This window comes from Amycolatopsis sp. TRM77291 (assembly GCF_054166285.1).
This window is the reverse complement of the sequence record NZ_JBSZHF010000001.1, coordinates 2,207,392-2,222,713: the sequence shown is the minus strand read 5'-3', so window position 1 is coordinate 2,222,713 and position 15,322 is coordinate 2,207,392. Positions and strand designations below refer to the sequence as shown.

14 protein-coding genes and 1 pseudogene are annotated in these 15,322 nt (G+C 70.1%); 7 read left to right on the top strand and 8 right to left on the bottom strand.

Annotated elements, in window-relative coordinates; all coding sequences use genetic code 11:
* Nucleotides 1–631 precede the first annotated feature (631 nt).
* Nucleotides 632–781 carry a hypothetical protein gene (locus ACXIZN_RS10460; protein ID WP_457953963.1) on the bottom strand — a complete coding sequence of 50 codons (150 nt, stop codon included), beginning with the start codon at nucleotides 779–781 and terminating at the stop codon, nucleotides 632–634.
* Between ACXIZN_RS10460 and ACXIZN_RS10455 the strand changes: the two are divergent.
* Nucleotides 717–947 (top strand): annotated as a pseudogene (locus ACXIZN_RS10455) (P-loop NTPase fold protein); the annotation flags it as partial. The gene ACXIZN_RS10460 and the pseudogene ACXIZN_RS10455 overlap by 65 nt on opposite strands.
* On the opposite strand, the gene ACXIZN_RS10450 reads toward ACXIZN_RS10455, so the two are convergent.
* Nucleotides 870–1,355, bottom strand: a complete 486-nt coding sequence (locus tag ACXIZN_RS10450; protein WP_457953961.1) for a hypothetical protein — start codon at nucleotides 1,353–1,355, stop codon at nucleotides 870–872. The pseudogene ACXIZN_RS10455 and the gene ACXIZN_RS10450 overlap by 78 nt on opposite strands.
* Here ACXIZN_RS10450 and ACXIZN_RS10445 point away from each other — a divergent pair.
* Entirely contained in the window at nucleotides 1,348–2,592 is a 1,245-nt protein-coding gene (locus ACXIZN_RS10445) for a P-loop NTPase fold protein (RefSeq protein ID WP_457953960.1), read from the top strand. The two genes, ACXIZN_RS10450 and ACXIZN_RS10445, sit on opposite strands and share 8 nt — an antisense overlap.
* Here ACXIZN_RS10445 and ACXIZN_RS10440 read toward each other — a convergent pair.
* The gene (locus ACXIZN_RS10440) at nucleotides 2,523–3,248 is read right to left on the bottom strand and encodes a flavin reductase family protein (RefSeq protein ID WP_457953959.1); all 726 of its coding nucleotides are present in this window, start codon (nucleotides 3,246–3,248) and stop codon (nucleotides 2,523–2,525) included. The genes ACXIZN_RS10445 and ACXIZN_RS10440 overlap by 70 nt on opposite strands.
* Nucleotides 3,249–3,504: 256 nt before the next feature.
* Here ACXIZN_RS10440 and ACXIZN_RS10435 point away from each other — a divergent pair, with 256 nt between their 5' ends.
* Nucleotides 3,505–5,574, top strand: a complete 2,070-nt coding sequence (locus ACXIZN_RS10435) for an AMP-binding protein (protein WP_457953957.1) — start codon at nucleotides 3,505–3,507, stop codon at nucleotides 5,572–5,574.
* On the opposite strand, the gene ACXIZN_RS10430 is transcribed toward ACXIZN_RS10435, so the two are convergent.
* Nucleotides 5,531–7,180 carry an AMP-binding protein gene (locus ACXIZN_RS10430; RefSeq protein ID WP_457953955.1) on the bottom strand — a complete coding sequence of 550 codons (1,650 nt, stop codon included), beginning with the start codon at nucleotides 7,178–7,180 and terminating at the stop codon, nucleotides 5,531–5,533. The two genes, ACXIZN_RS10435 and ACXIZN_RS10430, sit on opposite strands and share 44 nt — an antisense overlap.
* A 108-nt stretch (nucleotides 7,181–7,288) precedes the next feature.
* Here ACXIZN_RS10430 and ACXIZN_RS10425 point away from each other — a divergent pair, with 108 nt between their 5' ends.
* A complete protein-coding gene (locus tag ACXIZN_RS10425) occupies nucleotides 7,289–8,104 on the top strand; it encodes a LuxR C-terminal-related transcriptional regulator (protein ID WP_457953953.1) in 816 nt (271 codons plus the stop codon).
* 1 nt (nucleotide 8,105) lies between these two features.
* Here ACXIZN_RS10425 and ACXIZN_RS10420 read toward each other — a convergent pair whose 3' ends face one another.
* Entirely contained in the window at nucleotides 8,106–8,705 is a 600-nt protein-coding gene (locus tag ACXIZN_RS10420) for a hypothetical protein (protein ID WP_457953952.1), read from the bottom strand.
* Between the two features lie 150 nt (nucleotides 8,706–8,855).
* On the opposite strand from ACXIZN_RS10420, the gene ACXIZN_RS10415 reads away from it, so the two are divergent.
* Both ACXIZN_RS10415 and ACXIZN_RS10410 read left to right on the top strand, forming a co-directional pair.
* Nucleotides 8,856–9,833 (top strand): GlxA family transcriptional regulator, encoded by a 978-nt coding sequence (locus ACXIZN_RS10415; RefSeq protein WP_457953951.1) that lies wholly within the window; start codon nucleotides 8,856–8,858, stop codon nucleotides 9,831–9,833.
* Nucleotides 9,834–9,911: 78 nt separating this feature from the next.
* Entirely contained in the window at nucleotides 9,912–10,901 is a 990-nt protein-coding gene (locus tag ACXIZN_RS10410) for an alpha/beta fold hydrolase (RefSeq protein WP_457953950.1), read from the top strand.
* Nucleotides 10,902–11,069: 168 nt separating this feature from the next.
* On the opposite strand, the gene ACXIZN_RS10405 is transcribed toward ACXIZN_RS10410, so the two are convergent.
* Together ACXIZN_RS10405 and ACXIZN_RS10400 are read right to left on the bottom strand one after the other, a co-directional pair.
* Nucleotides 11,070–12,023 (bottom strand): DUF6528 family protein, encoded by a 954-nt coding sequence (locus tag ACXIZN_RS10405; RefSeq protein WP_457953949.1) that lies wholly within the window; start codon nucleotides 12,021–12,023, stop codon nucleotides 11,070–11,072.
* 77 nt (nucleotides 12,024–12,100) lie between these two features.
* Entirely contained in the window at nucleotides 12,101–13,078 is a 978-nt protein-coding gene (locus ACXIZN_RS10400; RefSeq protein WP_457953948.1) for an Acg family FMN-binding oxidoreductase, read from the bottom strand.
* Nucleotides 13,079–13,216: 138 nt separating this feature from the next.
* Between ACXIZN_RS10400 and ACXIZN_RS10395 the strand changes: the two genes are divergently transcribed.
* Complete coding sequence (locus ACXIZN_RS10395; protein WP_192742150.1) at nucleotides 13,217–13,513, top strand: dsRBD fold-containing protein; 297 nt, start codon at nucleotides 13,217–13,219, stop codon at nucleotides 13,511–13,513.
* Between the two features lie 6 nt (nucleotides 13,514–13,519).
* Here the strand turns inward: ACXIZN_RS10395 and ACXIZN_RS10390 are convergent, their stop codons facing one another.
* Entirely contained in the window at nucleotides 13,520–15,262 is a 1,743-nt protein-coding gene (locus tag ACXIZN_RS10390) for a GAF domain-containing sensor histidine kinase (protein WP_457953946.1), read from the bottom strand.
* Between the last annotated feature and the right edge of the window lie 60 nt (nucleotides 15,263–15,322).

Here is a 15,322-nt window from a genome sequence, read left to right as displayed (position 1 = left end):
CTGCCCTTCCGTTCGGCCTTGGGAGGGGAGCACGGATGGTGCTGGTGCGCGATGTCGATCCGTCGGTTCTGCTGATGAACAAGGCGCCGGGCACGAAACCGGGACCCTATCTGCCCAGGGATGTAGACGGTCCGCTCAGGTCGGCGCTCGCGACCACGCCGTTCACCCTCCTCGTCCACGAGGTCTACTCGGGTGCGAGGCGTTCGGCCCTGGAAGCCTTGACGACGATGCACGCCGGAACGGAACTGGTCATCGAGCCGGAACTCGACGAGCTCGCGACGGACCGGCACGACAGCGACGCGGTGCTCTGGCTCGACCGGAAACTGCCCCAGACCCTCGGACGCGACCCCGCCGCGGTGGCCAAGTGGCTCGACAAGGATCCTCGGCGCCGCCTTCTGGGGCTGGTCGGCGAAAGCCAATACGATCATCCCGAACTGCGTGCCGCCATCGATCGCCTCGGACCGACCGTCCTCCGTATCGGCCCGGCGCTCTCCGCCGTCGAACGCGAGGAAGCCAAGGCGATGTTCCCCGGCTCGGGGCCCATCCGCACGATCGACGAGATCGCCGTCGCACGAAACCCGGTGAGTTCCGGAAGCGGGGAGCCCGATCCGTTCGCCGCCCACGTCGCGGACTACCGCCCCGACACCGACGACGGCGTCGACCGCCTCGGCATCGGTCCCGACGTGCGCATGCTCGCCGACCTCGTCGTCTCCCGGATGATCACCCCTCCCCTGTCGATCGGCCTGTTCGGCAGCTGGGGTTCGGGCAAGAGCTTCTTCATGCGCCAGATGCAACTACGCGTCCGCGAGCTCGCCGATTCCGCGCGAGTGGCCGAAACCGAGGCAGGCGCGCACGGGAAGTCCGTGTCCTCATACTGTTCGAGCGTTCGTCAGATCAGCTTCAACGCCTGGCACTACAGCGAAGCGAACCTCCTCGCCAGCCTCGCCACGCACATCTTCGACAACCTCGCCGCGAGCGGCGCCGAGAACGACCTTCAGCGTCAGGCCGACCTGCTCGCCGAACGCCGCAAGGCCGAGAAGACCCTGCTCGGCAGGCTCAGTGCGGTCCGCCTCGAACGCAGAACCTTGACCGCTCAACAGAAACAAGCGAAGCGGAGGCGCCGGAAGCCGCGCGAGTACGTCCGCGCGGTGTTCGACAGCCTCACCGAGGGCGGACAAAGCGTGGATCGCGTCCAGGATCGGCGTCGACCGGCCGACCGCCGAAGACCTCGAACGGCTGGCCCAGGAAACCGGCGGGCTGCGGTCGGACGTCGCCGAGTTCTGGCGACGCCTGCGGCAGGATCCGGTCCCGCTGCTGGTCCTGATCGGCGGGCTGGTCACGGTCCTGGTGGTCACGTTGCTCGTCGGCCGGTCGCAGGTGTCCGGCGTGCTCGGCGGGCTCACCGCGGTGAGCTCCGTGCTGACCGTCGTCCTGCGGATGCGCGCCAGCGCGGGCCGGATCCACGAGGCGCTCGGCAAACTCGGCGGACCGTCCGAAGAGGACGAAGAGACCGAGCGGCGGCTCGCCGAACTGGACGCCGAATCCGACCGGCTGGAGAAGGCGGTCGCCGAACTCGCGCCCGGGTTGGATCTCGTGTCGTTCGCCGAGTCCCGGATTTCGGACTACGTCGAGCATCTGGGCGTGGTCTCCTTGCTGCGCAAGGATCTCGAGACGTTCGCGACCATGCTCGCCGAGGTGCCGCACGGTTCGGGGAAGATCGAACGGACCGTGTTGTACGTCGACGACCTCGATCGCTGCCCGCCCACGGTCGTCGTCCAGGTCCTCGAAGCCATCCATCTCCTGCTGGCGCTGCCGGTGTTCGTCGTCGTGGTCGGCGTCGACTCCCGCTGGCTCAAGAAGGCCGTCGAACAGCACTACGAGGAGATGCTCGGCGACGACCCCGAATCCTTCGCCGAGAGCTACCTCGAGAAGATCTTCCAGGTGCCGTTCACGTTGTCCCCCATGGACGATCCAGGGTTCGCGGGGCTCGTGCGCGGGCTCGCCGATACCGAAGTCCCGGAGGCGGGCCCGGCGCCCGCTCCCGCCGGAACGGATCCGGCCACCGGCGACCGTCCTCTCCTGGCCGCGGCCGCTCCGGCTCCTCGCGCGGAAGCACCGAAACCGTCGTCCGAACAGTCCACAATAGACGTACGACCTCCTCGACTGGTGATCTCACGGGCGGAACTGGACTTCCTGCCGACGCTCGCCCCGCTCATCCGGTCCCCAAGGGCCGCGAAGCGACTGCTGAACCTGTATCGCCTGCTGCGGGCGCGTTTCGCCGGTGAAGAACTGGCCGAGTTCCTCGCTGACGGCGACCGCGAGGCACCGTTCCGCGCGGTGCTGGTGCTGCTCGCGGTCCACGTCGGGCATCCGGACGCCGTCCGGTGGTTCTCGAGCCTCGAAGGGACGGACCCCGAAGACAAGGCCGTCGAGATCGTGTCGTCGATGAACGACCACGAACTGCGGCCGAAGCTCGAACGCGGCCTGTCCGGCGAAATGTGGCCACAGCTGGCCGCGTCCTATCAGCGCTGGCTGCCGCTGGTGAACCGGTTCTCGTTCGCCCGCGATCGCTCGATGTCCGGTCCGCGGTAGAGCCGTTCCGGGATCCGCGCCAGTGTCGACGGATGGACCTGCGGGCCGAGGCCGTAGAGCTTCTGGAAACTCATGATCAGCGGCCGCCACCGGTCGGGGTCGATCCGGTCTTCGGTGCCCGGCATCCGCACGTCGTCGTGGACGTGCACGCGCTGCACGCGCACCTCGAACACGAGGACGCCGCCGCGCTGTTTCGGGTCGTCCTCCGCGAGCGGGTGGACGGCCTCGACGACGGCCTCCATCGTCACCGGGCATTCCGCGACCCGCGGCGGCCGGACCGTCTCCGAATCCACCGGGGTGAGGCCCGCCCGGGCGAACTTGTCGGGTTCGTGCCGGTAACCGCGTTCGTGCTTGCGGGCGGGGACCGGATCCGATCCGGTGGTCAGGGCCAGCCTGTCGACGGCGGCGGCCAGCGCGTCGGAAGGGAGATTCAGAACACATTCACGGTTACGCATGAGATTCTGCGCAGTCTTGGATTTCGCGCCCAAGCCGAGCATCCCCCGCCAGCCGAGCCAGAACGCCGACGACATCGGCGCCAGGTTCGGGGCGCCGGCCTGGTCGACCGTGGAAATGAGCACCACCGGGGTGCCGAAGTAGAGGATTCCCGGCTCGATACGGGTGTGCGCGGCCTCGGCCGCCGTCGTGGAAGCTGTCACGTTCGCCAGCTTCGCCGCCTCGCGCGCGGGAGACCGGCGTAAATCGGACGTCGCGATCGGCACCGTCGGCGGACGGCACCGCGCCACGCGAACATCTACCCTTTCCGTGGTGGTTCCCCTTGAACGAACGCGAACCCGCGGTCGTTCGGAGTATTGCGTTCGGCCGATTGCTGGTAGGTTCGCCGGACTTGAACGACGAAGGAGGCGCCGGCAGCGGCCCGGTCAACACCCGAACGCGCGTGGTGAGGCGAATCGCATGCGAGACGATGTGGTCCAGGCGAGCTCGATTCTCGGGCATTCCCCCGGCCAGGTTTGGGAAGTGATCGGCGATCCCGAGTCCTACTCGAGGTTCGTCGCGGAGATCAGCTGGTGCGAGATCCAGCGCCCCGCCGAACGCGGGCGCGGTCCGAAATGCCTCGTCCGGCTGGAGCCGCGGCCGGGCGCACTCGTCGTCGGTGACATCGAAGCCCGCGTCTGGCGGCCGGGCGAGCACGTCGTCTGGTGCGGTGTCGAGGACGACGGGAACTGGGTCTCGGTCGAGCTGCGCCAGGCTCCCGACGGCGGCACGGAACTCACCGCCCAGCTGATGCTTCCGGCACCGCACGCCAATCTGGTGTCCGCCGCGTCCTTCAAGCGCACCGTCCGCGCCACGGCCCGCCGGATCGATCTGCACCTTTCGGGCCGGGCGGCGTCGCCCCAGGAGGAACCGGCGCACACCAAGGCCACCACGCTGCACACGGCGAGCACGCTGATCAAGGCCGGGGTGCTCGCGGCCGCGCGTCCGGACAAGATCGCCCGGCAGCTCACGTCGTTGTCGCAATGGGGCGCCACCGTCGCCGGCGGCTACACGGCCAACGCCGCCCGCGTGCCGGACGACGTCGCGTTGCGCGACGAACGCAACGTCCGGACGTTCAAGCAGACGGCCGATCGCAGCAACCAGCTCGCGAACGCGCTCGCGGCCCGCGGCGTGCGCGCCCGTGACCGGATCGCCTTGCTGTGCCGCAACCACGCCGCGATGGTCGAGTCACTGATCGCGTGCAGCAAACTCGGCGTGGACGCGATCCTGCTCAACACCGGGCTTTCCGCCGGCGCGGTCGCGGACGTGATCGGGCTGCACAAACCGGTCGCGGTGCTTGCCGACGACGAGTTCTCGCAGATCATCGCCGGCATCCCCGGCGATTTCCTGCGGCTGTCCACCTGGCCGGAGACCGAGAACGGCTACCCGACCATCGATCAGCTGATCGCCGGGGTGCCCGCCACCAAACTCAAACCGGTGGACCGGATCGGCAGGCTCGTCGTCCTCACTTCGGGCACCACGGGAACCCCCAAGGGCGCGCGCCGCCCGACCCCGAAGGGATTGTCGACGTCGGCCGCCATGCTCGACCGCATCCCGCTCCACTCCGGGGACCGGTTCGTGGTGGCCGCGCCGTTGTTCCACAGCTGGGGCCTCGCCGGCATGCAGATCGGGATGGCCGTGCGCGCGTCCTTGTCGCTGATCCGCCGGTTCGACGCCGAGGAGATCCTGCGGACCATCGCCGAACACCGCTGCGGTGTGCTGTTCGCCGTGCCCATCATGTTGCAGCGCATCCTCGACCTGCCGGAACGGGTCCGCGCCCGCTACGACCTCTCGTCGCTGCGGATCGTGGCCAGCAGCGGATCCGCGCTGCCGGGCACGATCGTCACCGAGTTCATGGACACCTTCGGCGACGTGCTCTACAACTTCTACGGCTCCACCGAGGTTTCGTGGGCCAGCATCGCCACGCCCGAGGACCTGCGCGCCGCGCCGACGACGGCAGGCCGGTGCCCGCCCGGCACCCGTGTCGCCATCCTCGACGACGACCACAATCGGGTCCCGCCGGGCTGGGAGGGACAGATCTTCGTCGGCAACGACATGCTTTTCGACGGCTACACCGACGGCGCCAGCGTGCCCCGCGCGGAGAACCTGATGGCGACCGGCGACGTCGGCTACCAGGACGCCGCCGGACGGCTCTTCGTCACCGGCCGGGCGGACGAAATGATCGTGTCCGGTGGGGAGAACGTGTCCCCTCGCCCGGTCGAGGAAGCCATCGCCGCCCTGCCCGGCGTCCATGAGGCCGCGGTGATCGGCGTGCCGGATCGTGAGTTCGGGCAACGATTCGCGGCGTACATCGTGCCGAAACGCGGTGCCCGCATGAGCGCGGACGACGTCCGCGCCTACATCCATCACCGGCTGGCGCGCTTCGCGGTGCCGCGGGACGTGTACTTCGTCGAGGAACTGCCACGAAACGCGACCGGCAAGGTACTCAAGCGGCTCCTTCGGGACGAGACCTGGCCGATCGATCAGTAGAATGCCGCTCCCGTAGGAGAAACCGCTGGATCTTCCCGCTGGGTGTCTTGGGCAGCTCCGTCACGAAGTGCACCTCACGCGGGTAGGCGTGCGCGGCGAAGCGGGTCTTGACCAGCCGCTGCAACTCGGCCACCAACGCGGTGTCGGCGGAGGCACCGTCCCGCGCGACCACGTACGCCACGATCACCTCGCCGCGCAACGCGTCCGGGACACCGACGACGGCGCATTCGGCCACCGCGGAATGCTGCTGCAGAACGCTTTCCACGTCGAACGGGCCGATCCGGTAGCCAGCCATCAGGATGACGTCGTCGTCCCGCGAAGCGAAGGTCAAGTAGCCGTCGGCGTCCTTGGCGGCGACGTCGCCGGTGTAGTACCAGCGGCCGTCGGGGCTGAAGCGCGCGGCGGTGCGCTCGGGCGCGTCGCGGTAGCCCCGGAACCACACCAGCGGGCTCGCCGGGAGGTCCACGGCGACGCGTCCCCGCTCTCCCGGCTCGGCCACCACGTCGGCGTCTTCACGGAGGACCTCGACCGCGAAGCCGGGCAGGACCCGTCCCATCGAGCCGGGTTTGACCTCCGAGCGGAGGTCCGGATGCCACGCGTTGCCCACCACCATGCCGAGTTCCGTCTGTCCATAGTGGTCGTAAACGCCGACGCCGAGCTTCGACGACGCCCACTCCAGGACGTCCGGGGTCAACGGTTCCCCCGCCGAAGAACAGTGCCGGAGGCGGAGACCGTCCGGCACCGGGGCGGCCGAGTTCCGGAGCGCGCGATACACCGTCGGAGCGGCCGCGAAGTTGGTGACACCGAACCGCTCCAGTACCGCCCACGTCAGTTCGGCCGAGAAACCCGCGTGCAGCAACAGACTCCGCCTGCCGGTCGCCATCGGCGTCATGATCGCGTAGTACAGCCCGTAGGCCCAGCCGGGGTCGGCGGCGTTCCAGAAGACGTCGTCGGCGCGAACGTCGAGCGCGAAGTCCTGGTACGCCTGGAAACCCGCGAGCGCGCGGAGCGGAATCGGGACGGCCTTGGGCGTTCCCGTGGTCCCGGAGGTGAACAGCTCGACCAGGACCCCGGCCCCACCGGTCACCGCGGCTCCCCGCAGCGGCGCGGCGTCGGCCAGCATCTCCCGGAACGACAGATCGCCCGGCTCGCCGTCACCGACGACCACGATCCGCCGCGAGGGGTCGACCGGCAGATCAGCGGACGGCGTCAGCTTCGAGCGCTGGCCGGCGTCGGCGATGACGACCTTCGTGTCGTTGCCGGTGACGCGCAACGCGATGGCGGGCGGCGCGAACGCGGTGAACAGCGGGACGTGCACCGCGCCCAGCCGCCAGATCGCCAGCAGCGCCACGACCAGCTCCGCCGACTTGCCCATCAGCGTCGCGACGCGGTCCCCCGGCCCGACCCCGAGGCCGAGCAGCGCCCCGGCGAATCGTTCCGACTGCTCGCGCAGCTCGCCGTAGGTGAGATCGTGGCTGGTCAGATCCGCTTCGACCACGGTGAACGCGACCGCCTCCGCCGGATGCCGGTCGCACAACAGCGTCGCCGCGCCGGCCCGCTCGTCGTCGTAGACCTCGAGCAACCGCCGGACGTGAGCTTCGGTCATCGTTTCTCCCGGGACGTTGGCGAAGGCGTACAGTTCCGGGAATCGTGCGGGCGGACCCGATCCGTCCACCACCCCCGATCGAGGGGGATCACCAAGGAGGGTGAGCCGATGCCGGTCGACGACGCCCAGCTCCTCGGCGCGGTCTCGGACCTGCGCCGCGACACCGGCCTGCCGGTCGGCTTCGCCGGGGTCGCCGGCACCTCACCGCGGATGCGGCTGACCGCGTTCCTCGGCAATCGCGGCACCGCGTTGAACGGCCTGTCCGTCCGCGCGGGCCGCGGCCTCGGCGGCAAGGCGTTCGCGCTGACCCGGCCGGTGGTCGCCAACGACTACCACAGCGCGACCACGATCAGTCACGACTACGACGAGCCGGTCCGCGATGAGGGCATCCACTCGGTGGTCGCGATCCCCGTCGTCGTGCGCCGCCGGGTCCGCGCCGTGCTCTACGGCGGCCTGCGCGACGAGGCCACCCTCTCCGACCGGACGATCACCGCCGCCCTGCACGCGGCGCGCGATCTCGAACAGACCTTGGCCGTGGAGGACGAGATCGAGCGCCGCCTGGCGGAAGCACGGCCGCTGGCGGAGCATCGCGAGGACGCCGCGCCGAGGGAACGGCTGCGTGAGGTCTACGGCGAGCTCCGGGCGCTCTCCGGTCAGATCGCCGACGGCGTTCTCCGTGACCGCCTCGACGAGGTGTGCGCCAACCTCACCGGCGCCTCTTCCCCCGTGGTGCGCCTGGCGCCGAGGGAACTGGACACCGTCGCGCTCGTCGCGCTCGGCCTGACGAACGCCGAGATCGCGCACCGGCTGGGGCTGACCGCGGAGACGGTCAAGAGTTACCTGCGGGACGCGATGCGCAAGCTCGACGCGACCTCCCGGCTGCAAGCCGTCACGCGCGCGCGGCGGATCGGCCTGCTCCCCTGACTCAGCCCGCGGGCACCGGCGAGACCGAGGAGATGCAGTACTTGTCGCCTGCCTCTCGCCGCACCTCCATCGTCCCGGTGAAGTTCTCGCTGTAGTTCAGGGTGCCGGTCATGGTCACCACGATCAGGTCCGGGCCTGCCGCGCGCGGTTCTTGCGCGGTGAGCGACGCGTTGCGGTCGCCGTACTCCTTCGCAGCCTTGCGGACGTCGTCCTTGGCGTCCGCGCAGGCCGACTCGGCGGCCTTGGCCGGCTCGTCGCCGAACACCGCGAGGATGAACTTGCCCGCCAGCACCGGGCCCCAATCGAGGTGCAGCGGGGCCTGCGTCGCGCTCGCCGAACTCGAGGATTTGCTGTCGCTCAGCAGGAATCCGGGCGCGACGAACGCGAGGATCACGAAGACGACCACCACGAGCGCGCCGCCTCCGGCGATCAGCCCGATCAGCAGGCCGTTGCCCTTCTTCGGCGGCTGCTGTCCCGGGTACTGTGGCCCGCCGTAGCCCGGCGGCGGGTAGCCCTGCTGCGGGTACTGCTGCTGGGGATAGCCCTGCTGCTGGGGGTACTGCTGCCACTGCGGCCCTTGCGGTCCCTGTGGGTACGACATCGATGCTTCCTTCCCCCTGGCAACCTGTGCGCGAGGAATCTACCGTCCCCTTCGGACAGTCGATCACCGGCTCCGCCGCAGGTCAGGTCTCGTGAGCGGTAATGACGGTTAGAACCGTCCTCACCACTCACGAGTCTCTAGAATCGCCCCATGAGACGGCTGGCCGTGGTGGTCTTCAACGGGGCGTCGCTCGGCGCGATGTCCTTCGCGTTCGGCGTGTTCGAGATGGCTTCGGCCTTCGGGGAGTTGCCCGACCTCGACCTCAAGGTCGTCGGCGGCGAACCGGGGACCGCGCTGCGTGGCGGCGGGCTGACCGTGCCGGTCCCCGAAGACCTCGCCGCGGTCCGGGACGCCGATCTGGTGCTGGTCCCGAACTGGCGGTCGCCGATGGAGGATCCGCCGGAAGCCGCCCTGGAGGCGCTCCGCGCGGCACACGACCGGGGAGCCCGGGTGGCCGGGCTGTGCAGCGGCGCCTTCGTCCTGGCCGCGGCCGGCCTGCTCGACGGGCGCCCCGCGACCACGCACTGGGCGATGGCCCCGCTGCTCGCCGCCCGGTTCCCGGCCGTCCTCCTCGACGAATCGGTGCTGTACATCGACGACGGCGACATCCTGACCGCGGGCGGCGGCGCGGCGGGGATGGATCTCGGCCTGCACCTGATCCGCTCATGGTGCGGCGCGGAGGTGGCGAACCGGCTGGCGAAGGGCATGGTCGTCCCGCCGCACCGGCCCGGCGGGCAGGCGCAGTACATCGAGTCGCCGATGCCGGAACTCGACGAGGGCGACCCGGTGTCGGAGACGATGGCCTGGGCGCTGACCCGGCTCGACACGGTGCTCCCGGTCGACGAACTCGCCAGGCGGGCGCATATGAGCAGGCGCAACTACGACCGCCGGTTCCGCGAGATCACCGGTGCCGCGCCCGGCACGTGGCTCACCCATCAGCGTGTCATCCGCGCGCAGCAACTGCTCGAATCCACCGACCTCCCGGTCGACGAGATCGCCAGGTACTGCGGGTTCTCCTCGTCCGCCGCGCTCCGCCCGCATTTCCGCCGGCAGGTCGGGGTCACGCCGGTGTCCTACCGCGAGACGTTCGGGACCAGGCTGAGCGTGCCCGAACCCATGCTGTCTTGACCGGGCTGTCTCAAAACAGACCCCGGTTGGCGAAAACACCGCTCACGGCCGGCACCTCGGCCAGGCCACGATCGAGGCATGACCGAAGACAGCCGTTCCTTCCTCAACCGCCGGTCCATGCTCACCCTCGGCGCGGGTGCCGCGGCCGCGCTGGTGGCCTCGGGTGGCCTCGCCGAGGCCGGCCAGTCCGGCGCTCCCGACGACGCGGCACTCGCCCGGTCCCTCTCCGGCGGTTTCCGCAGCGAGTACGCCCACGTCAACGGGACGCGGCTGCACTACGTCGCCGGTGGCCGGGGCGAGCCGCTGATCCTGCTGCCTGGCTGGCCGGAGACGTGGTGGCAGTACCGCAAGGTCATGCCGGAGCTGGCGAAGCGGTACCGCGTCATCGCCGTCGACCTGCGGGGCATGGGCGGCTCAGGCAAACCGCAAGGCGGGTACGACAAGAAGACGATGGCCCGCGACATCTTCGAACTCCTGCGCACGCTGGGTCTCCGGCAGGCGCATATCGCCGGGCACGACATCGGCGCCATGGTCGCGTTCGCCTTCGCCGCCAACCACCCCGAGGCGACGAAGACCGTCACGCTCATGGACGTCTCGCATCCCGACGAAAGCCTGTACCAGCTCCCCATGCTGGCTCCGCCCGGACAACCGGTGAACGTCTGGTGGTTCGCCTTCAACCAGGTGGCGATCCTGCCCGAACAGCTGCTGGCCGGCCGGTCGCGTTTCCTCGTCGACTGGATGTTCGACCATCTCGCGGCCGATCCGGCCTCGATCGGTGCCCGGGACCGGGCGATCTATGCCGCCGCGTACGACCGGCCGGACGCGATCCGCGCGGGGAACGGCTGGTACCAGGCGTTCGGAGCGGACATCGAGGACCAGAAGGCCTACGCGAAGATCACCGCCCCGATGCTGGGGCTGGGTTCGGAGTTCAACTACGACTACCTCGCCGCGGTCCTGCCGTCGAAGGCGGCCGACGTCCGGGTGCGGAAGATCTCCGGTTCCGGGCACTTCGTCGCCGAAGAACAGCCGCGGGCGGTCATCGACGAGCTGCGCACCTTCCTCGGGTGAGCCGTATACCCCGAATGGGTCAATGCCGCCCGCCGAACGGACCGATTCACTCGGTCAGGTGAAAGACGCGGCCGCGCGTCATTCTCGCGACGGGGTCCCCTCTTCCCTGGTGTGTCGGTACCGGCCGGGCAGCCCCCCGAACGGCCGGTACCGACATGGAAGTTCAGCTCAACCGATCCACCAGCGGGCCTTGTAGATCCACGCGCCGTGCAGCGCCAGCTCGGCGCGTGGAAAGGCCAGCCGGACGGTGTCCGTGCACCACGTGCACAGGTGCCCGTCCTGCACCGAGGCGGTCACGACCTGCCCGGTCCGCTGGTTCGTCGACACGCTCTTCACATGCGGCCGGTCGATCTCCCGCGCGCCCGCGTAGCGCTGGGTGAACCCGCCGCTCGTCTTCGAGAACTGGTAGACCCCCGTTTCCGTGGTCACCCACAGCAGATCCGGCCGTGCCGGGACGGGCTGAAGATCGTGCCCGCCCTTCGTCGGCACCGACACGGAGCGCTGTTCGGTGAGCACCGGCGCGGCCGGCGTGCCGCCGACGGTCAACGCGACGAGCGCGTCCGTGCCCAGCGCCCACAACACGTTCCGGCCGGCGTCCCACGCCACGCCGTGCGCCCCCACCAGCCGGTACTCGGTGTAGGTCGTCGAACGCTGCCCCTGCGAAGCGGTGTAGATCCGCACCCAGCCACCGGTGCTGGCCGCCACGGCGACGTTCCCGTCCGGCAGCAGCTCGATGCTGTGCGGGTTGGCGGGCCCGCCGACGTTCGCCGCCCAGTACGCCCGGTCGCCCGCCGGATACGGCACGACGGCGGCGAAACCGCCCGATGCCGACGTCAGCAGGTACTTCTCGCCGCCTCGCTCGGCGAGCTTCGCGTCGCTCGGGTTGCTCCACGAACCCGTGAGGTCCGCCAGGCCGTTGGCGGCGTTCGGGGCCCACGCCCAGCTCACCTTCCGGTTCTGCCAGGAGGCCCGGTCGGCGGGCAGGACCAGGATCCGCTTGGACGCCTGCTCGGTGATGACGATCGAACCGCGATCGCGTGCCTCCGCCACCGCCGGCGCGGACGCCGCGACCGAGAGGCCCGCGATGACCAGCGCCACCCAGGATTTCCGCATGATCTTCATAAGGGAGACCGAACCCGCCCCGGGTGACGGGTGGGTGGCGGCGGCCCGAAACGTGGATGTCGGCGAGATGACCCCGATCAGAGGCTCGCTTCGGACCGCCGGAGCAGGACTTCACCGACCTCGCGGCGGGCCGTCATCGGCACCGGGCGGCCGTACCCGAAGCGCACCACGGCGTGCGGCCGGCCGAGGTCGGCGAAGATCCGGTCCATCGCGGCCCGCGTCTCGGGGGTTTCGAACGCCCTGCCGACGAACGACGTCGCGAGCCCGGCGGCCGTCGCCGTCAGCAGTACCCGCTGCAGCACCATCCCCGCCCGCAGATCCGCGGCAGGCCCGCCGTCCGCGGTCAGCACCGCGCCGAGCACCGGCTCACCTCCCTCGGGCTCGGCGGTGAAGAAGGGCTCCTGTGCGGGAATGGGATGGGGCGACGGCGGCCTGGTCGGAGCCGGGACGCCGTCCGGCGCGTGCGGCGTCCGCCTTGTCCACAACGCGACCTCCGCCTGGAACGCTCCGTTGCGTGCCTGCGCGGCTTCGGCCCGATGCAGGACGTGCACGACCGCGTTCGCCCGGTCACCACGCCCGAACAGCTCCAGCAGCCCGCCTTCCACGAGCGCGGCCGCACGCAGCGTCGTCCGCGCCCACAGGGGCACCGGCCGGTCCAGGAACGGACGGCGGTTCGTGTGACGGCGGAAGACGGCTTCGGCCAGCCTCCGCTCCTCCGGCGAGGAGAACCGGTCGCCGTCGATCTCGAGTTCGGCGAGCAGATCCGGCTCGTCCGGCTTCGGCATCGCCCGCAGCGAAAGGGTCTTGCCGTTGGACCGCAACGAAATCATCAGATTGAACATCGCCCCGCCGCACGACAGCCGCGCCTCGCGGGCGTCCGGGTCGGCGATCCGGAGCACCCTCGTACGGTCGAGCCACACCTCGATCCGGTCCCGGTCGGCGACAAACCGCCACGGCTGGGTGTTGAGCGGGGACGGCGCGCGGACGGCGGCCGCCACCGCCTGGTCGACATGGGTCGGCAGCGGGATCTTCATCGTGGCCTCTCTCCGGAACACGAGGGTTGGTCCACCTTCGGCCGGGGTACCCGGCGACCGCAGCGGCCGCCGGTCACGACTTCCGAGGACTTTCGCCCCCGATTCCGGGGAACGAGGACCAAGGACCCTGTGCCACGAACGGCGGTGATGGGAGTCTCGATGACCGGAACGGAGCCGACGATGACGGACAAGTGGACGATCGATGTTTCCCTGCAGCACGAGCCGTACCGGGTGCGCGCGGAAGCGCTGCTCCGGCTCGAAGACGGCGGCGAGTTCGTCGGTGTCGGAATCGCGGAGGCCGGGCTGAGAAACGGTTCGGCCTCGCAGATCGGCTCGTACCTCGCGGTGACGCGGGCGCTCTCGGACCTCACCGCCGAACTGCTGGAGACCGTCGCCTCCGACGTCGCCCGCTCGGTCGAAGTCGACGGGGTCCTCACCACGCAGTCGACGAACTGACCCCGATCAGCGCAAGGGGGCGGACCACTCGATCCTGGTTCCGCCCCCTTTCCGCGTCTCCGCCCGGAAAGCTCCGCCCGCCTTCTCCGCGCGATCGCGCAGGTTCCGCAGCCCGCCGGGCTCGAGGGGCTCACCGCCGATACCGGTGCCGTCGTCGGTGACGACGATCCGCAGAACGTCCTCCTTCACCGCCACGCTCACCGAAACCCCGCTCGCCCGCGCGTGCCGGACCGCGTTGCCGACCGTTTCCCGCACCACCGCTTCGGCGTGTTCGGCGAAGGCGAGCGGAATGGAGTCGAGCGGCCCGGACAGGCTGACCGTGGGGTGGATGGGGGTGCCATCGGTGAGTTCGGTGATCGAGTCGTAGAGCCGGTGCCGCAGCCGCACGCCCTGCTGGCCGGCCTCGCCGCCGTGGAGATCGAAGATCGCCGTGCGGATCTCGTGCACGATCTCGTGCATCTGGTCGATGCTCTCGCCGATCCGCCGCCGCAGTTCCGGCGAGTCCGCCCGGCGGTGGGTGCTCTGCATGGCGAGCCCGACCGCGAACAGCCGCTGGATCACGTGGTCGTGCAGTTCCCTGGCGATCCGGTCGCGGTCGGCGAGCACGTCGAGTTCCCTGGCGGTGCGCTGCCGCGCGGCCAGTTGCAGCGCCAGCGCGGCCTGGTCGGCGAACGAGGCCACCACCGGCAACTGGGAGAGCTCGAACGGGACGGCACCCGGATTCCGGATCGCCATCAGCACGCCGGAGGTCCGCTCCCGCGCCCGGAGCGGCACCACGAGCGTCGGCCCGAGGCGCAACTCCTCCTCGGCGCCGAGGAGGAGTTCGGGCACGCTGCGCGGAGTCCGGTCGCGGTAGACCGCCCCCGGCAACGAGGTGGCGACCCCGATCCGCGTCCCGGTCAGCTCCGCCGCCCGCGCGCCCGCGCAGACGGCGATCGTGAGTTCGTCGGCCTCGTCCTCCTCGTCCGGGCTGACGTCGAGCCTGCCGGAACCGGGCAGTGCCAGCAAAGTGAGGTCGGAACCGGTCAGTTCCAAGGCCCGGCCCGCGATCAGGTTGAGCGCGTCGACCGGATCGGTGCCGCCCAGCAGTTCCGTGGTCACCTCGCTGGTGGCGGCCTGCCACTGCTGGCGGATCCGCGCCCGCTCGTAGAGATGGGCGTTCTCGATCGCGATCCCGGCCGCGGCGGCGAGGGCCTGGACGACCACCTCGTCGTCCTCGGTGAAATTCTCCCCGCGTTTCTCGGTGAGGTAGAGATTCCCGAACACTTCGTCGCGCACCCGGATCGGCACGCCGAGGAACGAGCGCATCGGCGGATGTCGCGGCGGGAACCCGGCCGACGCGGGATGCCGCGAGATGTCGGCCAGCCGCACCGGTTTCGCCTCGTCGATGACGAAACCCAGCAGTCCGTGCCCCTTCGGGAGATGCCCGATCTGTTCCTTCGTCTCGCCGTCGATACCGAGATAGACGAATTCGGCGAGGGAACCGTCGTCCGCTATCACCCCCAGCGCGCCATAAGTGGCTTCGCCGAGATCGATGGCCGCCTGCACGATCCGGCGCAGTGTCGCGTCCAGCTCGAGCCCCGAGGCGACCGCGAGCACCGCTTCGAGCAGGCCGTCCATCTTGTCGCGGGTGCCGACGAGCCGTTCGATGCGGTCCTGCAGATCCCGCAGCACCTCACGAATCCGCAGCTGGGAGAGAGCGCCGGTGATCCGGTCGTCGTTTCCGTCCAGCCGGTCATGAGCCGACATCCTGCCGCGCCTCCGAAGATCGGGACGACTCGCTGCCGCGGTGACTTTCTCCTCTTTCGG